This is a genomic window from Mixta gaviniae (assembly GCF_002953195.1).
In the GTDB taxonomy this organism is placed as follows: domain Bacteria; phylum Pseudomonadota; class Gammaproteobacteria; order Enterobacterales; family Enterobacteriaceae; genus Mixta; species Mixta gaviniae.
The window spans coordinates 1,376,928-1,395,086 of sequence record NZ_CP026377.1 but is presented as its reverse complement, the minus strand read 5'-3'; the positions used below and the strand labels follow the sequence as shown (position 1 = coordinate 1,395,086).

Sequence of the window (18,159 nt, the reverse complement as noted above, 5' to 3'; positions counted from 1 at the left end):
GGATGAAATCTCAACGCAACTCTTTTCGTGACTACACGGCCGAGCAGACACTTTTCGTACGGCGAGCGCTGCTCGCTTTCGTCGGCATTTTGCTGCTCTCCGGTATTCTGGTCGTCAATCTGTATCACCTGCAGATCCTACGCTTCGAAGATTACAGCACCCGTTCTAATCAAAACCGCATTAAGCTGGTGCCGGTGGCGCCGAGCCGCGGCATTATCTATGACCGCAACGGCGTAGCGCTGGCGCTGAACCGCACTATCTATCAGGCGGAGCTGGTGCCCGAAAAGGTCGATAACCTGAAGCAGACGCTGCAGGATCTGCGGCCGGTACTTGACCTCACCGACGACGATATAGATAACTTCGAAAAAGAGCGCAAGCGTTCGCGGCGCTTCACCTCGATTGCCCTGAAAACCGCCCTTAACGATGTGCAGGTGGCGCGTTTCGCGGTCAATCAGTACCGTTTCCCGGGTGTCGAGGTCAAAGGCTATCAACGGCGCTACTACCCCTATGGTCAGACCCTGACCCATGTGGTCGGCTACGTCTCTAAAATCAACGATCGTGACGTTGCGCGCCTCGATAAAGAGGGCAAATGGCCGAACTACGCCGCTACGCACGATATCGGCAAGCTGGGCATCGAAAACTATTATGAAGATGTGCTGCACGGCAAAACCGGCTATGAAGAGGTGGAAGTCAATAACCGCGGCCGCGTGATCCGTCAGCTGCATGAGCAGTCGCCGCAGGCTGGCCGCGATATCTGGCTGACTATCGATTTGAAGCTGCAGCAGTATATCGAAACCCTGCTGGCGGGCAGCCGCGCCGCCGTGGTGGTAAGCGATCCGCGCACCGGCGAGATTCTGGCGATGGTCTCGACGCCCAGCTACGATCCGAACCTGTTTGTCGACGGCATCTCAAGCAAAGATTACAAAGGGCTGCTGCAGGATGAGAACCGCCCGCTCTATAACCGCGCCATTCAGGCCGCCTACCCGCCCGCCTCGACGGTCAAACCTTACGTTGCCGTTTCGGCGCTCAGCGCAGGGGTGATCAACCGCAATACCAGCCTGTTCGATCCCGGCTGGTGGCAACTGCCCGGCTCGGAAAAGCGCTACCGCGACTGGAAAAAATGGGGCCATGGCCGCCTGAACGTCACCAAATCGCTGGAAGAATCGGCGGATACCTTCTTCTATCAGGTTGCCTACGATATGGGTATCGACCGCCTGTCAGAGTGGATGAATAAGTTCGGCTACGGCGAGCGCACCGGCATCGATTTGCCGCAGGAAAATCCCGGCAACATGCCGACGCGCGAATGGAAAATGAAGCGCTTCAAAAAGCCGTGGTATCAGGGCGATACCATTCCGGTGGGCATCGGTCAGGGCTACTGGACGGCAACGCCGCTGCAGATGAACAAGGCGTTGATGATCCTGATTAACGACGGCGTGATTAAAACCCCGCACCTGCTGCGCGCCACGCGCGAAAATAATCTGCTGGTGCCCTACCGCCAGCCGGCGGCGACGCCTATCGGCGATATTCACTCTGGCTACTGGGAAATCGCTAAAGACGGCATGTACGGTGTCGCAAACCGCGCCAACGGCACCGCCCATAAAAGCTTTGCCGACGCGCCCTATAAAATTGCCGCAAAATCGGGTACCGCGCAGGTTTTCGGTCTGAAAGAGAATGAAACCTATAACGCGCATAAAATCGCTGAACGTCTGCGCGACCATAAGTTGATGACGGCGTTCGCCCCATACGATAAGCCGCGTGTCGCGGTGACGATGATTCTGGAGAACGGCGGCGCCGGTCCGGCGGTAGGGACCGTGATGCGTCAGATTCTCGACCATATTATGTTAGGCGATAACAATACGGCGCTGCCGGAAGCCGCGCCGACACCGCCCGGTTATGAAGGTGAATAACGATGTCCATGAACGATAGTCCCCAGAAAAAATCGATCTGGACCAAGATACATATCGATCCGCTGTTCCTGATCATCATCGCCTGCCTGCTGATTTACAGCGCGTTCGTGATGTGGAGCGCCAGCGGCCAGGACCCCGGCATGATGGAGCGCAAAATCGGCCAGATCTTTATGGGCCTGGCGGTGATGGTGGCGCTGGCGCAGGTGCCGCCGCGCGTTTATGAAGGCTGGGCGCCCTATTTGTATATGGTCTGCGTGGTGCTGCTGGTGGCGGTGGACGCCTTCGGCCATATCAGTAAAGGGGCGCAGCGCTGGCTCGATCTCGGCGTGGTGCGCTTTCAGCCTTCGGAGATCGCCAAAATCGCCGTACCGCTGATGGTGGCACGCTTTATCAACCGCGACGTCTGCCCGCCGACGCTGAAAAACACCGGCATCGCGCTGGTGCTGATCTTTATGCCGACGCTGCTGGTTGCGGCGCAGCCTGACCTCGGCACCTCGATTCTGATTGCCGCCTCCGGCCTGTTCGTGCTGTTTTTATCCGGCATGAGCTGGAAGCTGATCGGCATCGCCGTGCTGCTGGTCGCCGCCTTTATTCCGGTGCTGTGGTTCTTTTTGATGCATGATTATCAGCGCGATCGCGTGATGATGCTGCTCGATCCGGAAAGCGACCCGCTGGGTGCCGGCTACCATATTATTCAGTCAAAAATCGCCATCGGCTCCGGCGGGCTGCGCGGCAAAGGCTGGCTGCACGGCACCCAGTCGCAGCTGGAGTTTCTGCCGGAGCGCCATACCGACTTTATTTTCGCCGTACTGGCGGAGGAGCTGGGGCTGGTGGGTGTGCTGATCCTGTTGGCGCTCTATCTGCTGCTGATTATGCGCGGCCTGATTATCGCCGCCCGGGCGCAAACCACCTTTGGCCGCGTGATGGCCGGTGGCCTGATGCTGATTTTGTTTGTTTACGTTTTCGTTAATATCGGCATGGTAAGTGGTATCTTACCGGTGGTCGGCGTACCGCTGCCGCTGGTGAGCTACGGCGGATCGGCGTTGATTGTATTGATGGCGGGATTCGGCATCGTGATGTCGATCCACACACACCGCAAATTATTGTCTAAAAGCGTTTAAGAGGCTCTCGATGCGTAAGGATTGGCTTTGGGTGGGTGCAGCCTCGCTGCTGTTAGCCGCCTGTACAACAACAGAACAGCAGGCGCCGGCGCCGCAGCAGCCGGCCTATAACGGCCCGGTGGTGGAAATTGGCGGCGTCGAGCCGCGCTACGAGCCGATCAATCCTGCGACCAGTCAGGATTACAGCGTTAACGGCAAAACCTACAAGATTATGCAGGATCCCTCCAACTACAGCGAAACCGGGCTGGCGGCCTGGTATGGCGAAGAGGCCAACGGCACGCGTACCGCCACGGGCGAAGCCTTCGATCCCGAGGCGTTGACCGCCGCGCACCCTACCCTGCCGCTGCCCAGCTATGTGCGTGTGACTAACCTCGCCAATGGCCGTCAGCTGGTGGTGCGCGTCAACGATCGCGGCCCTTATACGCCGGGACGGATCATCGATCTGTCGCGCGCGGCGGGCGACAGGCTGAATATGTCGAATAATACCCGTGTGCGCATCGATTACATTAAGGTCGCGCCTGATGGCAGCCTCTCCGGTCCCGGCACCATCGGCACCGTGGTAGCGAAGCAGAGTTACGCGCTGCCGTCGCGTCCCGATATTGGCGGCGGCATGATGGTCATGGGCGGCGGCGCGGCCGCCTCAGCAGCGGCAGGCGGGCAGACGCAGGATATTCAGCCGGTAGACAACAGCACGCTGACCAGCAATGACCAGATGGGAGCGCCGGTGCGCAGCAGCGGTTTCCTCGGCGCGCCGACGCCGCTGCATGCGGGCGTGCTGGAAGGCAGCGAGCCGGAAACCCCGGCCGCGCCGGCAACGGTGGCTGCCCCGGCGGCCGCTGCCGCCGCGCCTGCCGCCGCCGGCAACTATGTGGTGCAGGTCGGCGCGTTAAGCGACGCCGGACGCGCCAGCCAGTGGGCCGACAAGCTGAAATCGCAGTTCGGCGTGCCGGGCGCTGTCGCGCCCAGCGGGAAGCTCTATCGTGTGCAGCTCGGCCCGTTCGCCTCGCGTCAGCAGGCGGCGGCGCTGCAGCAGCGTCTGCTCAGCGAAGCGAATCAGCAATCCTTTATCACCGCGACCCAGAGCGGCATGTAACGCTTAACGGCAGCCACCTTGCGCTGGCGCTGTGTATTTTGTCAGCGCGAAGTTGGATGCCGGCCAAAACGCCTTTTGCTATAGTAAGGCACTTTTTTCACTAACCTCCACGGATGTTGTTGTCCCTAACATGAATACGCTGAAAACCTGTCACTATTTTAAGCGCCTGGCGGCGGGCACCGTGATTGCCCTGAGCCTGAGTCAGGCCGCACTGGCCGAAGACGTTAATATCAAGACGATGATCCCTGGCGTGCCGGATATCGACGCAGAAGCCTATATCCTTATCGACTACAACTCCGGGAAGGTGCTGGCTGAGAAAAATGCCGACGCGCGTCGCGATCCGGCCAGCCTGACCAAAATGATGACCAGCTACGTTATCGGCCAGGCGATCAAAGCGGGCAAAATCCATCAGGATGATATCGTTACCGTCGGCCAGGATGCCTGGGCGACCGGGAATCCGGTGTTCCGCGGCTCCTCGCTGATGTTCCTGAAGCCGGGCGATCGCGTGCCGGTTTCCCAGCTGACGCGCGGCATCGTGCTGCAGTCCGGCAACGACGCCTGCGTGGCGATGGCGGACTACGTGGCGGGCAGCCAGGATGCGTTTGTCGGTCTGATGAATAACTACGTTAAGGCGCTGGGCCTGCAGAATACCCACTTCCAGACGGTTCACGGCCTGGATGCCGAAGGCCAGTACAGCTCGCCGCGCGATATGGCGCTGATCGGCCAGGCGCTGATCCGCGACGTGCCGGAAGAGTATGCGGTCTATAAAGAGAAAGAGTTCACCTTCAACAATATCCGCCAGACCAACCGCAACGGCCTGCTGTGGGATACCAGCCTGAACGTCGACGGCATTAAAACCGGTCACACGGCTTCCGCCGGCTATAACCTGGTCGCCTCCGCGACGGAAGGCCAGATGCGCCTGATTTCAGCGGTGATGGGCGGCCATACGTTTAAAGGCCGCGAGATCGAAAGTAAAAAACTGCTGACCTGGGGCTTCCGCTTCTTTGAAACCGTCGCGCCGCTGAAGGCGGGCAAAGAGTTCGCCTCTGAGCCGGTATGGTTCGGCAACAGCGATCGCGTTCAGCTGGGCGTCAATAAAGATATGTATCTGACCATTCCGCGCGGCCGGATGAAAGATCTTAAGGCCAGCTACGTGCTGAGCAACACCGAACTGCACGCGCCGCTGCAGAAAAACCAGGTGGTCGGCACCATTAACTTCCAGCTGGATGGCAAAACCATCGAACAGCGCCCGCTGGTGGTGCTGAACGAAGTGCCGGAAGGCGGCTTCTTCAGCCGTATCGTCGATTACATCAAACTGATGTTCCACCACTGGTTCGGCTAACAGACGGCCAGCCATTGATATTGGCGCCCGTTGCCCATATAACCTGAGTATCAGTATACTCCCGCCACGGCGGGAGTCTTTTTTTCGCACCGGAGTCCATATGAAAACCAAACTGAATGAACTGCTCGAATTCCCCTGTTCCTTTACCTACAAAGTCATGGGACTGGCGCAACCGGAGCTGGTCGATCACGTGGTAGAGGTGGTGCAGCGTCACGCGCCGGGCGACTATACCCCCGACGTGAAACCGAGCAGCAAAGGCAACTACCACTCCGTCTCTATTACCATTAACGCGACTCATATCGAGCAAATTGAAACGCTCTATGAAGAGCTGGGTAATATTGAGATCGTACGCATGGTGTTGTAACGCCTTTACCGGCCAGGGCGGGTAGTACTCGCCCACGGCCGGCGTTATACTTCCCTCTTTCTCTGACGCGGAAAGCACGTTTTGCAGCAGCCTCCCCTTATTGTTCGCCAGCTGGGCCTGCGCCCCTGGGAACCCGTCTCTCTTGCAATGCATCAGTTTACTGACCGACGCGACGCCGATACGCCGGACGAGCTGTGGCTGGTGGAACATCACCCGGTTTTCACCCAGGGCCAGGCCGGTAAGGCGGAGCATCTGCTGATGCCCGGTGATATTCCGGTCGTCCAGAGCGATCGCGGCGGCCAGGTTACCTATCACGGCCCCGGTCAGCAGGTCATGTATGTGTTGATCGATCTAAAGCGGCGCAAGCTGGGCGTGCGTCAGCTGGTGACCGCCATCGAGCAGACGGTAGTCGATACGCTGACGCATTATGCTGTCGAGGCCTATGCGCGTCCTGATGCGCCCGGCGTCTATGTCGAGGGGAAAAAAATCTGCTCTCTCGGCCTGCGCATTCGTCAGGGATGCTCATTTCACGGCCTGGCGCTGAATATCGCGATGGATCTGGCGCCCTTTCTGCGCATCAACCCGTGCGGCTACGCCGGGCTGGAGATGACGCAGCTCAGCGCCTGGCGCGCAGGCGTTACGCCCGCAGAGGTGCAGCCGGTATTGGTTGAGCAATTTTTGCATCAGCTGGCGATCCCGTCAGCCAGCTGGCAGCCTGCCGACGGACTCGATCTGTTGTAACCGTGCGTGCGACTTTACAATTTTGCAACGTTTTCGCCGTCCGGCAGGCTGTTTGTCAGGCGCTGAAATGATATAATTTTTGCGATTTTTTCAAATAAAGTTGAAAAAGCAAACGACTCATTGAGTTACGGCCTCTTTTCAAACTGCAATCCAACCTGGAAACTGCACGCTTATGAGTAAACCGATTCAGATGGAACGCGGCGTTAAGTATCGCGACGCAGATAAAATGGCGTTAATCCCGGTGAAGACCGTGGTCACCGAGCGTCAGGAGTTGTTACGCAAGCCGGAGTGGATGAAAATCAAGCTGCCCGCCGATTCCAGCCGTATTCAGGGGATCAAGGCGGCGATGCGTAAAAACGGTCTGCACTCTGTCTGTGAAGAGGCCTCCTGCCCTAACCTTGCGGAATGCTTTAACCATGGCACCGCGACCTTTATGATCCTCGGCGCCATCTGCACCCGTCGCTGCCCGTTCTGCGACGTGGCGCACGGCCGCCCGTTAACGCCCGACAGCAACGAGCCGGCCAAACTGGCGCAGACCATCGCCGATATGGGCCTGCGCTACGTGGTGGTCACCTCCGTAGACCGCGACGATCTGCGTGACGGCGGCGCGCAGCACTTTGCCGACTGCATCAGCGCGATTCGCGAAAAAAATCCAACGATCAGAATCGAAACCCTGGTGCCTGACTTCCGCGGCCGTATGGACCGCGCGCTGGAAATCCTGACCGCCACGCCGCCGGACGTGTTTAACCACAACCTGGAAAACGTGCCGCGCCTGTATCGTCAGGTGCGTCCCGGCGCCAACTATGACTGGTCACTAAAGCTGCTGGAGCGTTTTAAAGAGGCGCACCCGGATATTCCGACCAAGTCTGGTTTGATGGTCGGCCTGGGCGAAACCAATGCCGAAATCGTTGAAGTGATGCGCGATCTACGCCGTCACGGCGTGACGATGCTGACGCTGGGCCAGTATCTGCAGCCGAGCCGTCACCACCTCCCGGTGCAGCGCTACGTCAGCCCGGCGGAGTTTGATGAGATGAAAGAAGAGGCGATGGCGATGGGCTTTACCCATGCTGCCTGCGGACCTTTTGTGCGCTCATCTTATCACGCCGATTTGCAGGCCAAGGGACTGGAAGTGAAGTAACGCTTCGCTCCGTGCCGTTTAAAAAACGCAGCTTCGGCTGCGTTTTTTTATGCCGGTGGCAAAGCCCATACGGCGCGCAGTGAACCGGCATCAGGAAAGGAACAAAGAATAAGGAACCAGCCACAGACTAAGCCTGAACGACGCGAGCGCGGAAAAATGGCACAGAAGCAGAAGCAGAAGCAGAAGCAGAAGCAGAAGCAGAAGCAGAAGCAGAAGCAGAAGCAGAAGCAGAAGCAGAAGCAGAAGCAGAATAGCGCCCATAATAAAAGCCAGCAAGCGCTGGCTTTTTATCTGACAAGCAGGTTACATTTTGTAACCTAACGCCGCAGAGATTACTCTTTGTGGGTAACGCGCTCCGCCGGCATCTCTTCAGCCTTAGCCGGTGCCGCCGTATCCTCATCCTTCATCGCTTTCTTAAAGCCTTTAATGGCGGCGCCTAAATCGCCACCCAGCGAACGGAGTTTATTGGTGCCAAATAACAGTACGATCAACGCACCGATAACCAGCAACTTGGCAATACTGATACCTTCCATAACACCTTCTTACATTAACAGGGAAGACAACTGCCGCTATTAACGCGCAGAACGCTGATTAATACAACAGCGACATGTAACAGATTACTAATTTTTTTCCTTCAGCGCGGCGCGGACGGCGCAGCTTATACCTGCCGGCCGCCTTCAGGTCTCCTGGTTCAGCTCAGGCCGGGCGAAACGACGGTTCTCCAGCACCGGCAGCATACGCCGCGCGCTGGCCAGACGTTCTGCATCCAGCTCGGCGAAGACCAGCGCTTCGCTCTCTGCGGCGCGCGCGATAACCACGCCCAGCGGATCGACAATCAGGCTGCTGCCGATATTGCGCGGGCCGCACTCGCCCACTGCCATCAGATAGCAGGTGTTCTCCAGCGCCCGTGCGGTCGCCAGCACTTCCCAGTGCATCTCTTTTAACGGCCCTCTGACCCAGGCGGAAGGCAGTACCAGCAGATCGGCACCGTCCAGCGCCAGGCGGCGCGCCAGCTCCGGAAAGCGAAGGTCATAGCAGGTCATCATCCCCACCTTCATGGCACCGACATCCACCAGCGGCGGCACGGTATGGCCGGCGGAAACCCGCTGAGACTCCTGCATCGTAAAGGCATCATAAAGGTGCAGCTTATCGTAGCGGGCAACAATCTCGCCGTCCCGTATCGCCAGCTGGGCGTTAATCGCGCGCGCCGGGCCGTCCGGAATATAGAGGGTCAGTATGGTGGTCAACGTCGTGCCGCGGCTTACCGACAACAGCCCGGCAATAAACGGGCCATCGAGCGGCTGCGCCTCGCGCACCGCAAGCCCAGGGTCATGCATATCGGTCGCCAGCACCGCCTCAGGCAGCACCAGCAGCGCAGCGCCCTGCTCCTGCGCCTGATGCATCAGACGGCTGCAGGTGGCGGCATTTTCGCGCCATTCACGGCTTACGGCGAATTGCCCCATCGCGACTTTCATCTTCTCTCCTTCCGGCGGCGCAGGCGGCCTTACAGCGCCCATAGCGGCAGGCATCAGGGAATCAGCTGTTTAATCAGATAGCGCGGCGATTCGAGATAGTTTTCACGCGCGTAAAACTGATTGGCCTTAAGGCGTTTCTCATGGCAGTGAACTTCAAGACGATCGCAGCCGCGATCGCGCGCCAGCTGCTCGGCGTGGCGCAGCAAATGCTGCCCCAGCCCTTTACTGCGCTCGCCTTCCGCAATACAGAAATAGCTGATGCGGGCAAAGTCGCCCTCCAGCGCCAGCTGAGGGATAAAGTGCAGCGACAAAAAGCCCAGCACCGTTTGCCGATCTTCCGCCACCAGCAACACCTCATCGGGATGATCGATTAGTTGCCGCAGGCGCCTGTCCATAAAGCTACCGGTATCACCGTAGCCCAGTTCATTGAGTAGCGAGATAAGAGCAAAGCTGTCTTCAGCCTGAGCCGGGCGAATATTCATGGCGACTCCTTCAGGTGCGCCAGGCGCGTTGGGGTTATCTGTTTTATAGCCGTAGCGCAGGCGTTGAGGCAAGACAATGGTGGTTGCAAAACGTGACGAAAGCTTTTTCTGTGCAGCGACGCAACAATTAATGTTTCCTTAATCTTGCGCTGCCAAACTGAGCAAAAGGGTGATAAGGGGAGGATGATATGAAAGATCTGGTGCCGCAGTGCTTTTCTGAACTTTTTGCGTTAATGCTGAGCTGTGTTTCCCTGATTTTTTTCGTCGCCCTGTATGTCTATCGCTGAATTCAGGCCAAAAAAAACCCGCCTGAAGGCGGGTTTTTAAAATTCTGACTGTTAACTTACAGAGCGATAACGTTAGCAGCAGATGGGCCTTTTGCGCCGTCAGTGATTTCGAACTCTACGCGCTGACCTTCAGCCAGAGTTTTGAAACCATTGCTCTGGATAGCAGAGAAGTGTACGAATACGTCTTTGCTGCCATCTTCCGGAGTAATGAAGCCGAATCCTTTGGACTCATTAAACCACTTAACGTTACCTTTGATCTTGGACATCTATATTACCTTTACATGAAAAATGGACACTAAACTGTGTCGGGGTTAAGTACAGCAATTGCTGCGCCTTTTGTCCAGTGCGTCGTGAAGAAAAAGTGATAAATATCTCTATTTTTTCACGCCCGGCGCTTTTAACGCCGTTGAAAACCGCCCCAGGCCAGCCGCATTGCTGACAGGGCCAGACTATTTATTTCCGTAACTGATTATAAGATAAAGCATTTAACAACCGAAACGGTCTGATTCGCTGTCGCCTGGCCGGAACAGAGAATAAAACGGCTTTTTTCGCTTTTTTTTACCGTCGCGCCTGTTTATCCGCTCACCCGCTACGCTTTTTACCGCTCTCTGCGCTGACAGTTCGACGCGCCGCGAAAAGCGTCCGCTTTTCGCTGCCTGCCGTTAGCGGCCTCCTGCCTCAGCGCAACGATATTGTTGCGGCGGCACGTACGCACCTCACAGAAAAACTTCTGCTTCGCTGTAACAAAACCTTATCTTACTGACGAACGTTATTAAGATTACGTTAACTTTTAGATTTTAAAAATGGCTAAAGGCGGTATGTTTTCGCTGAATTATTGAGATAAATCATGGAATTTGACTTTAGTTAACTAAAGTGTCGCGACAGGACAAAATATAACCATTAAATTGGCTTACTTTTCATTACTTTAGCTTGTTACCATAACCACATTAAACATATAAAGTAAATTTATAGATCTTTCATGTGTTTTTGCTAAGATGATGCTCGCCGCGAAATCAGCAGTAAGGAAGATAAGGATGGTCATGAAAATAAGATGTACCGCCTGTGGTAGTAAACGGTTTCGCTATACTACCGGGGATCGGGAAGGGAAATCTCACCATGGCGCGGTATGTGCTTATTGCTTTAAACCTTTTACCGCTCAGGATGTACTGCCGACAACAGAATTAGACCCTATTACCCGCTGTCTTATTGGACAACGCAGCACAGGTTAGCAGCGTCAACAGGCGGCGCTGCAGCAACGCCGCCTGGTTCGATTAAAACAGGATCTTGAACACACCGGTCAGGGTCAGCAGGCCGACGATAAAGATGATTGCGATAATCCAAAGTATAATTTTCATTCCATTTCTCCCTGTAGGCCGGTTTTCATATCGCGCCGGCCGTTAAGTCAATTGCGCTGCGGCGGGCTGTCACTGAGCGATGCAGCCCGTCGATGACAACCGCAACGGCGCCCGTCATCTCATTATAGTTAAGCTGACGGATTCTGCATTTTGCGAGCTGGATCGCGCCCCTCTCTTTTGCCCCGCCTGACGCATGACTGGTTAAAAAAAGAACACTACACTTATAGCGCGAATCCGTTCGGTGTCTCGCCACCGATGCCCAGCCTGTAACAAGGAGGCCCTATGAGCAGTGTTGATACCAGTATGGGGAGATATTCTCTGAAGGCGAAAAACGCCGGCAATCACATTAAAGGCTCTATCGCCATTAATGATGAAGGCGGCGGCCAGCTCTCTTTACAGGAGTTTGATGAGCATTATCTGGATGATGTGGTGAACAACGTCATCTACCCGGTCACCGGCGGCAACCGCGACATTACGCGGGCGCTGCGCGATGAGATGATCAAAGCCGGCTTCAAACAGCCGCATTAGCAATGTCGGGTCGCTGCGGCGGCCCTTACGCTCTCAGCCTCCTGTTTAACGCTTACGCCCGCTGCAGCCACTCTCATTGTCGTCACCTTAAGCCTTTACGCCCGCAGCAGCCGCCCTGACGTTCTCATTTCGTCACCTTAAGCCTTTACGCCCGCTGCGGCCGCCCTGACGTTCTCATTGTCGTCACCTTAATCCTTTACGCCCGCTGCGGCGCCTTTTTCCATTCTCAGCTTTCTGTTCAACGCTTACGCCCGCGGGCGCCCTTCTTCCCTTTCCTGCACAGCAGTACGGTGGTACGAACAGAGAAAAGGGCGCGGCGGGCGTTGGCGTTGACGTTGGCTTAAATCATTGCCGAAAGCAGCAGGCAGCCCACCAGGCCGCAAACGGAAATAATGGTCTCCAGCGCTGACCAGGAGCGGATGGTTTCGCCGATAGTCAGGTTGAAATACTCTTTAAACAGCCAGAAGCCCGGATCGTTGACGTGCGAGAAAATCACGCTGCCCGCGCCGACGGCGATCACCATCAGCTCCGGGCTGGCGCCGGAGGTGGCGATCAGCGGCGCGACAATGCCCCCGGCGGTAATCGCCGCAACGGTAGCCGATCCCAGCGCAATGCGCAGCACCGCGGCGATCGACCAGGCCATAAAGATCGGCGACACATTGGTTTCATGCATCAGGCCGGCAATATATTTATCCACGCCGCTGTCCACCAGCACCTGCTTAAACGCGCCGCCGCCGCCGATGATCAGCAGCATCATGGCGATGATCTTAATAGAGTCGGTCAGGGTGTTCATCACCTCTTCCATGCTGCGCCCACGGTTCAGGCCGAAGGTGAAGATGCCGATCAGCACAGCGATCAGCGTGGCCATAATCGGGTCGCCGAAGAACTCGGCCCAGGGAAGCAACGCGTGCCCTTTCGGCAGGAACATCTCCGCCACAGCGCGCAGCGCCATCAAAATCACCGGTACCAGCGAGGTCCAGACGCTGACGCCGAAGCCCGGCATCTCCGCTTCGCTAAAGGTTTTCGGGTTATACAGCCCCTCCGGGATCGGCTTATCGATATTCTTCAGGAAGCGCGCATAAACCGGGCCGGCGAGGATCACCGTCGGGATGCCCAACAGGGTGCCGAACAGCAAGGTTTTGCCCATATCGGCGTCAAACAGCGTGGCGATAGCGGTCGGCCCTGGATGCGGCGGCAGAAAGCCGTGGGTAACGGAAAGCGCTGCCGCCATCGGCACGCCGACGTAGAGCAGCGGCACGCGCGCCGAGGCAGCGATGCTGAATACCAGCGGCAGCAGCAGCACAAAACCCACCTCATAGAAGAGCGCAAAGCCGACGGTAAAGCCGGTCAGTACCACTGCCCACTGAATATGGCGCTGGCCGAATTTAGCAATCAGCGTGGTGGCGATACGCTGGGCGCCGCCGCAGTCGGCCAGTAGTTTGCCCAGCATTGCGCCGAAGCCCATAATCAGCGCCAGGCTGCCGAGCGTGCCGCCCACGCCGGTTTTAATCGAAGCGATCACCTTATTGACCGGCATGCCCTGCATCATGCCCACCGCCAGCGCGACCAGGATCAGTGCGATAAATCCATTTAGTTTGAAGCGAATCATCAGCAGAAGCAGCAGAACCACCCCCACCGCAACGATAACTAATGGCATACATTTTCTCCGGTGAATGGCCGCGAAAGGCGCACGGCCTCAATTTTAATTATGAACAGGTCGGCAGCGCGCTGCGCGACAGGGTATAGAGCGCAGAGGATGCGCCTGAGTGTTACCGATAACATGGTAACGGTAACAAATTGTCACCGGAATGAGGGGAGCAGGCAGAATTACTGATTTGCGAAGGTGATCAACTTTTTGCGGCCCGGTTAACGGCCTGTGGCTTTTCGCCGGCACGCTATACGCTGCTACACTCGTCGTCACCTCAATCATAGTGCGGCGGAAATAAATGTGTTAACCAGCCAGACGATCGCCAACCGACAAACTTTTTTTGGCCGCGGCAGCCTGCAACAGCTGCCTTCTCTGCTGCAACAGCAGCCGCAGCCTACCCTGCTGTTTTGCGGCGCCTCCTTTCTTCATGGCCCGCATTACGCCGCGCTGGCTCCGGCGCTGACGCCGCTGCTGATTGGCCATGAAATCGTTGCCCATGAAGCGTCGCCGGACGAGATTGACCGCTGGGTCGCGCGCTGGCGTGGCCAGGCGACGCGCGTGGTCGCCATCGGCGGCGGCAGCGTGCTGGATGCGGCAAAAGCGTTCGCCGCGGTCAGCCAGCATCCGTTAAATACCCTGCGCTATCTGGAGAAGGTTGGCGATACGCCAGTTAGCGGCGCCACATTGCCCGTGATCGCCATTCCCACTACAGCCGGCACCGGCAGCGAGGCGACGCAGAACGCCGTGGTTACCGATAAAGGCGAGGTGAAGGTCAAAGCCTCGCTACGCCACGCCAGTTTTGTACCGCCGGTGGCGATCCTGGATGCCGACCTGCTCGATAACACGCCGGACCAGATTCTGGTCTGCTGCGCCATCGATGCCTTTACCCATCTGTTTGAAGCCTGGCTGTCGGCGAAGGGGACCCTCTTTACCCGTCAAACCGCGCTGAGCGGCATGCGACTTTTTGTTCAGGCCTGGCCGGCATTGAACCGTCAGGACCGCCAGGGCGAAGCGGCGCGTGAAGCGATGCTGATGGCCTCATGGCTCGGCGGGCAGAGCCTGAGCATGGCGGGGCTTGGGGTGATCCACGGTATCGCCGGGGAGCTGGGGGCTATCAAAGATTATCATCATGGCGAAGTGTGCGGTCGCCTGCTGCTGCCCTTTCTCGACCTGCTGGCGAGCAGCGATCACCCGCAGCAGCGGGCGCTGATGGCGGAGTTGGATCTGGCGCTGTTTGGCGCGGCGCATGCTGAACCCGCACGCTATCTGGCGCAGTGGCTGCAGGCGCAGGCGGTCTACCCGTTCTGGCGCGCGCCACCACCGCTGAGCGTGGAAGAAACAGGCTGGATCCTGGCGCGCGCTAACAGCAAAAATTCGCTGGTCGATTATAGCGACGCGCAGATGCGCGAAATGTTGACGCAGGCTTACCGCTGCGACGCGTAACAGAGGTGGTGCGCAGCTACGCGAAATGTTGACGCGCGCTTACCGCTGTGACGCGTAAGCGTAGACCCTGGGCAGATTAGCGCGCTAAAGAGGCGTTCGCGACACACCGCTCAGGCAAAGGGCGCGCGGCCATCCAGCAGTTGCTGAATCACCTCCAGCACGCCCTGCTGGTTATTGGTCGGCGCCTGATAGCGCGCCGCCGCCTTCACCCGCTCCGGCGCATTGGCCATCGCGAAGCCGAAGCCCGCCTGATGCAGCATCTCCAGATCGTTGCCGCCGTCGCCAAACGCCAGGACCTGCTGCGTCCCGATGCCCCAACGCTGCTGCAAAAGCGCCAGCCCGTGCGCCTTATGCAGCCCTGGAATGATCAAATCGGCCGAGCCGTGTCCACTGGTGACCGCGGTCGCCACGCCCGCATGATGGCGTTCGATATCCGTCATCAATATCGGCACATACTCATCAGACAGGTTCAGCGCGAACTTAAACAGGCGATCGTTAATCTCATCCAGATGCGACGCCGCCTGCAGCCGATGACAGTAGCGACGCATCTTATCGATATAGTCGGCGGGCGCATCCGGGAAATACCAGGCGCTGTGATAGCCGCACAGCACGAAATTTAGCCCGGGATAGTTGCCGCGCCGCAGCGTATCGATAATTTTCACCACATCATCGCGGCTAAACTCGCCGACAAAGCGATCTTCTCCCGCCTCGACCACATAAGCACCGTTCTCCGCCACAAAGGCGATTTCATCGGCGATCTCGGGGAAAAAGGAGCGCAGCTGATAGTACTGATTGCCGCTGGCGACGACAAAACGGATGCCGCGCGCCTTGAGTTGCGCATACTGCTGTTGAAAACGCGCGCGGTTATAGTTTTTTCCGTCATCGAGAAAGGTGCCGTCCATATCCACCGCCACCAGCTTAACCTCTGCCATACGCTTCTCTCCCGCTCAGATTACCTGAGCCTCAGCTTAGCTGACGATGCGGACGGGCGCGACCGCCGGCGCGCGCATAAAGGCCGGTTTCAACGCCATTTTGATGCCGCGCGATTGCCGATCGCCTGCGCCTAAACGCCCTGTTCTGCGGTACCGGCGGCCGCTCAGGATTTCGCGCTGATGCCGAGCTTTTTCATGCGTGACAGCAGCGTGGTGCGTTTCAGGCCGAGGCGCGCCGCCGCGCCGCGCGGCCCGGCGACCACGCCGTTGCTCTCCTTCAGCGCCTGAACAATGCGTTCGCGCTCATCCTCATGCGTTGGCGAAGCGGGCGCGGCGCTTGCCGGTACCGACGCGCCGGCAAAGCGTGCCAGCCCGTCGTTCATCTCCGGCAGAGGGAGATCCAGCACCGTGCCACGCGTCATCAGTACCGCGCGCTCAATCACGTTCTCCAGCTCGCGTACGTTGCCCGGCCACGGCATCCGGCTCAGCAAACGCAGCGTCTCCGCCGGGATGCTCTCGATGGTGCGCTGCATGCGCTTGGCGATTTTACAGGTGAGAAATTTCACCAGCTGCGGAATATCCTCCGGCCGCTCGCGCAGCGGCGGGATCACGATGGGAAAAACATTCAGCCGGTAGAAGAGATCGCTGCGGAAAGTTTTCTCCTTCACCATCTGCTGCAGATCGCGATTGGTCGCCGCAATCACCCGCACGTTGACTGAAATCTGCTTGCTGCCGCCGACGCGCTCAAACTCCTGCTCCTGCAGGATGCGCAGCAGCTTCGGCTGCAGCTCCAGCGGGATCTCGCCCACCTCATCGAGGAACAGCGTGCCTTCATCCGCCAGTTCGAAACGCCCCATACGCTGCGAGGTGGCACCGGTAAAAGCCCCCTTCTCATGACCGAACAGGTCGCTCTCCATCAGCCCGGCGGGCATCGCCGCGCAGTTCATTTTCACCATACGCTTATGATGACGATCGCTGAGATGGTGGATCGCCCGGGCGATCAGCTCCTTGCCGGTGCCGGTCTCGCCGAGGATCAGCACCGTGCAGTCGCTTTTCGCCACAATCTGCACCTGCTTTAGCACCTCCGCCATCGCCGCGCTGCGCCCGACGATATCGTAAAAATCGGCGTTGTCGCTGTTGATCTGCTCGGTCAGATAGCGGTTTTCATGCTGCAGCTTCTCTTTCAGGTTTTTGATCTCCTGATAGGCGAGCGCGTTATCCACCGCGATGGCGATGCGTTCGGCGATCTGCTCCAGCACGCGCAGGTTGGCTGCGTTAAAGTTATCAGGCTGCGGCTGCGCCAGTTTCAGGACACCCAGCGTTTTCTGGCCGAAACGCAGCGGCAGCATGCAGAGCGTCTTGTCGCGATCCGGCCACAGCCGTTGAAACAGCGAACCATCCTCACTGTAGGGCGCGCTGGCCGGGCCAACGCTGAGCAGCGTCATCTCGCCGCTTTTCATCACCTGCTCCTCCGGCGATCCGGCCAGCGCCTTGCGCGACTGCTCGCGCCGCGCCTGATGCTCCTGCACGTAAAGCGTGGCGTAAACGTCTGCCCAGGCGCTCTCTTTGCCGGCGTTGCACAGGACAATGCTGATGGCGTTGATATGAAAGAAATGGTGGATCACGCGGGCAATTTCGCCGGTCAGCTCATCAAGATCGAGACGCGACAGCACCGCGTTGGTGATATCCACCAGGATGCTGAAATTATCGCGCTCATGACGCAGCAGCGACTGCTGCAGCCGCATGCTTTCACGCAGCTGCACCTGCTCCACGGCGATGGCCACCAGCATGCAGAACTCATACAGGCCGTTTTGATCCTCTTCGCTAAAGGGCCGCCCGCGCTGCCGAATGAATTCGCAGCCGCCCAGCAGGCGCGAAGAGGCGAGCAGCGGCACCAGACAGTAGTCGCTAAACGGCGGATAGAGCTTCAGCACCGCCAGCTGCGGATAGCGCAGATGCAGCGCGGCGCTGCGCCAGGCCTGCGTCTCCGCGCGATCGCGCAGCGCGCTGACCGGCCCGGTCGCCAGCAGGGTTTCATCTTCATAGCCGATCGGCTGGCGATGAGCGTCGACGCCGTAAAAGCTGACGCGCGCGCCGTCGCCGTTAAACAGCACCAGCGACACCGCATCGGCGATGCCGGCGTGCTGCACCGTCTGGTTCAGGGTTTCGATCAGGGAGGTCATGCTCTGCTGTTGCAGCAGGCTGTAGGTCAGCTCCAGTAAACCTTTCTGCTTTCTGGCGTTCATCGTTGTACTCTGGACAGCATTCTTATTAGCTAACATGAATTACCGACTGGAAGAGGT

Annotated in this window: 17 protein-coding genes; 9 read left to right on the top strand and 8 right to left on the bottom strand. The window is 58.0% G+C overall.

Annotated features, from left to right (window positions below):
* Nucleotides 1-2: 2 nt before the first annotated feature.
* From mrdA to lipA, 7 genes are all read left to right on the top strand, one after another.
* Nucleotides 3-1,907 carry a peptidoglycan DD-transpeptidase MrdA gene (mrdA, locus tag C2E15_RS06415; RefSeq protein WP_104956634.1) on the top strand — a complete coding sequence of 635 codons (1,905 nt, stop codon included), beginning with the start codon at nucleotides 3-5 and terminating at the stop codon, nucleotides 1,905-1,907.
* Nucleotides 1,908-1,915: 8 nt separating this feature from the next.
* Nucleotides 1,916-3,028: a peptidoglycan glycosyltransferase MrdB gene (mrdB, locus tag C2E15_RS06410; protein ID WP_104959100.1), complete on the top strand. Its 1,113-nt coding sequence runs from the start codon at nucleotides 1,916-1,918 to the stop codon at nucleotides 3,026-3,028.
* 10 nt (nucleotides 3,029-3,038) lie between these two features.
* Nucleotides 3,039-4,121: an endolytic peptidoglycan transglycosylase RlpA gene (gene rlpA, locus C2E15_RS06405; RefSeq protein WP_104956633.1), complete on the top strand. Its 1,083-nt coding sequence runs from the start codon at nucleotides 3,039-3,041 to the stop codon at nucleotides 4,119-4,121.
* Between the two features lie 130 nt (nucleotides 4,122-4,251).
* Nucleotides 4,252-5,463, top strand: a complete 1,212-nt coding sequence (gene dacA, locus C2E15_RS06400) for a D-alanyl-D-alanine carboxypeptidase DacA (protein WP_104956632.1) — start codon at nucleotides 4,252-4,254, stop codon at nucleotides 5,461-5,463.
* Between the two features lie 100 nt (nucleotides 5,464-5,563).
* Complete coding sequence (ybeD, locus tag C2E15_RS06395) at nucleotides 5,564-5,827, top strand: DUF493 family protein YbeD (RefSeq protein WP_104956631.1); 264 nt, start codon at nucleotides 5,564-5,566, stop codon at nucleotides 5,825-5,827.
* Nucleotides 5,828-5,908: 81 nt separating this feature from the next.
* Nucleotides 5,909-6,568 (top strand): lipoyl(octanoyl) transferase LipB, encoded by a 660-nt coding sequence (gene lipB, locus C2E15_RS06390; RefSeq protein ID WP_104956630.1) that lies wholly within the window; start codon nucleotides 5,909-5,911, stop codon nucleotides 6,566-6,568.
* 172 nt (nucleotides 6,569-6,740) lie between these two features.
* The gene (gene lipA / locus C2E15_RS06385) at nucleotides 6,741-7,706 is read left to right on the top strand and encodes a lipoyl synthase (protein ID WP_104956629.1); all 966 of its coding nucleotides are present in this window, start codon (nucleotides 6,741-6,743) and stop codon (nucleotides 7,704-7,706) included.
* A 332-nt stretch (nucleotides 7,707-8,038) separates the two neighbouring features.
* Here the strand turns inward: lipA and tatE are convergent, their stop codons facing one another.
* The 5 genes from tatE to C2E15_RS22395 form a co-directional block, all read right to left on the bottom strand.
* Complete coding sequence (gene tatE / locus C2E15_RS06380) at nucleotides 8,039-8,239, bottom strand: twin-arginine translocase subunit TatE (RefSeq protein WP_038627474.1); 201 nt, start codon at nucleotides 8,237-8,239, stop codon at nucleotides 8,039-8,041.
* Between the two features lie 144 nt (nucleotides 8,240-8,383).
* The gene (locus tag C2E15_RS06375; protein WP_104956628.1) at nucleotides 8,384-9,181 is read right to left on the bottom strand and encodes a deaminated glutathione amidase; all 798 of its coding nucleotides are present in this window, start codon (nucleotides 9,179-9,181) and stop codon (nucleotides 8,384-8,386) included.
* 53 nt (nucleotides 9,182-9,234) lie between these two features.
* Nucleotides 9,235-9,663: a GNAT family N-acetyltransferase gene (locus C2E15_RS06370; protein ID WP_104956627.1), complete on the bottom strand. Its 429-nt coding sequence runs from the start codon at nucleotides 9,661-9,663 to the stop codon at nucleotides 9,235-9,237.
* A 343-nt stretch (nucleotides 9,664-10,006) separates the two neighbouring features.
* Entirely contained in the window at nucleotides 10,007-10,216 is a 210-nt protein-coding gene (cspE, locus tag C2E15_RS06365) for a transcription antiterminator/RNA stability regulator CspE (protein ID WP_038627478.1), read from the bottom strand.
* 1,005 nt (nucleotides 10,217-11,221) lie between these two features.
* A complete protein-coding gene (locus tag C2E15_RS22395) occupies nucleotides 11,222-11,305 on the bottom strand; it encodes a small membrane protein YohP (protein ID WP_442897173.1) in 84 nt (27 codons plus the stop codon).
* A gap of 282 nt (nucleotides 11,306-11,587) precedes the next feature.
* On the opposite strand from C2E15_RS22395, the gene C2E15_RS06355 reads away from it, so the two are divergent.
* Nucleotides 11,588-11,833, top strand: a complete 246-nt coding sequence (locus C2E15_RS06355; RefSeq protein WP_104956625.1) for a hypothetical protein — start codon at nucleotides 11,588-11,590, stop codon at nucleotides 11,831-11,833.
* A 340-nt stretch (nucleotides 11,834-12,173) separates the two neighbouring features.
* Here C2E15_RS06355 and gntT read toward each other — a convergent pair whose 3' ends face one another.
* Nucleotides 12,174-13,490, bottom strand: coding sequence for a gluconate transporter (gene gntT, locus C2E15_RS06350; protein ID WP_104956624.1), 1,317 nt, complete (start codon nucleotides 13,488-13,490; stop codon nucleotides 12,174-12,176).
* A gap of 291 nt (nucleotides 13,491-13,781) precedes the next feature.
* Between gntT and C2E15_RS06345 the strand changes: the two genes are divergently transcribed.
* Nucleotides 13,782-14,924 (top strand): iron-containing alcohol dehydrogenase, encoded by a 1,143-nt coding sequence (locus C2E15_RS06345; RefSeq protein ID WP_104956623.1) that lies wholly within the window; start codon nucleotides 13,782-13,784, stop codon nucleotides 14,922-14,924.
* A 110-nt stretch (nucleotides 14,925-15,034) separates the two neighbouring features.
* Here the strand turns inward: C2E15_RS06345 and C2E15_RS06340 are convergent, their stop codons facing one another.
* Nucleotides 15,035-15,856: a Cof-type HAD-IIB family hydrolase gene (locus C2E15_RS06340; protein ID WP_104956622.1), complete on the bottom strand. Its 822-nt coding sequence runs from the start codon at nucleotides 15,854-15,856 to the stop codon at nucleotides 15,035-15,037.
* A 164-nt stretch (nucleotides 15,857-16,020) separates the two neighbouring features.
* Complete coding sequence (gene flhA / locus C2E15_RS06335) at nucleotides 16,021-18,102, bottom strand: formate hydrogenlyase transcriptional activator FlhA (RefSeq protein WP_104956621.1); 2,082 nt, start codon at nucleotides 18,100-18,102, stop codon at nucleotides 16,021-16,023.
* Nucleotides 18,103-18,159 lie beyond the last annotated feature (57 nt).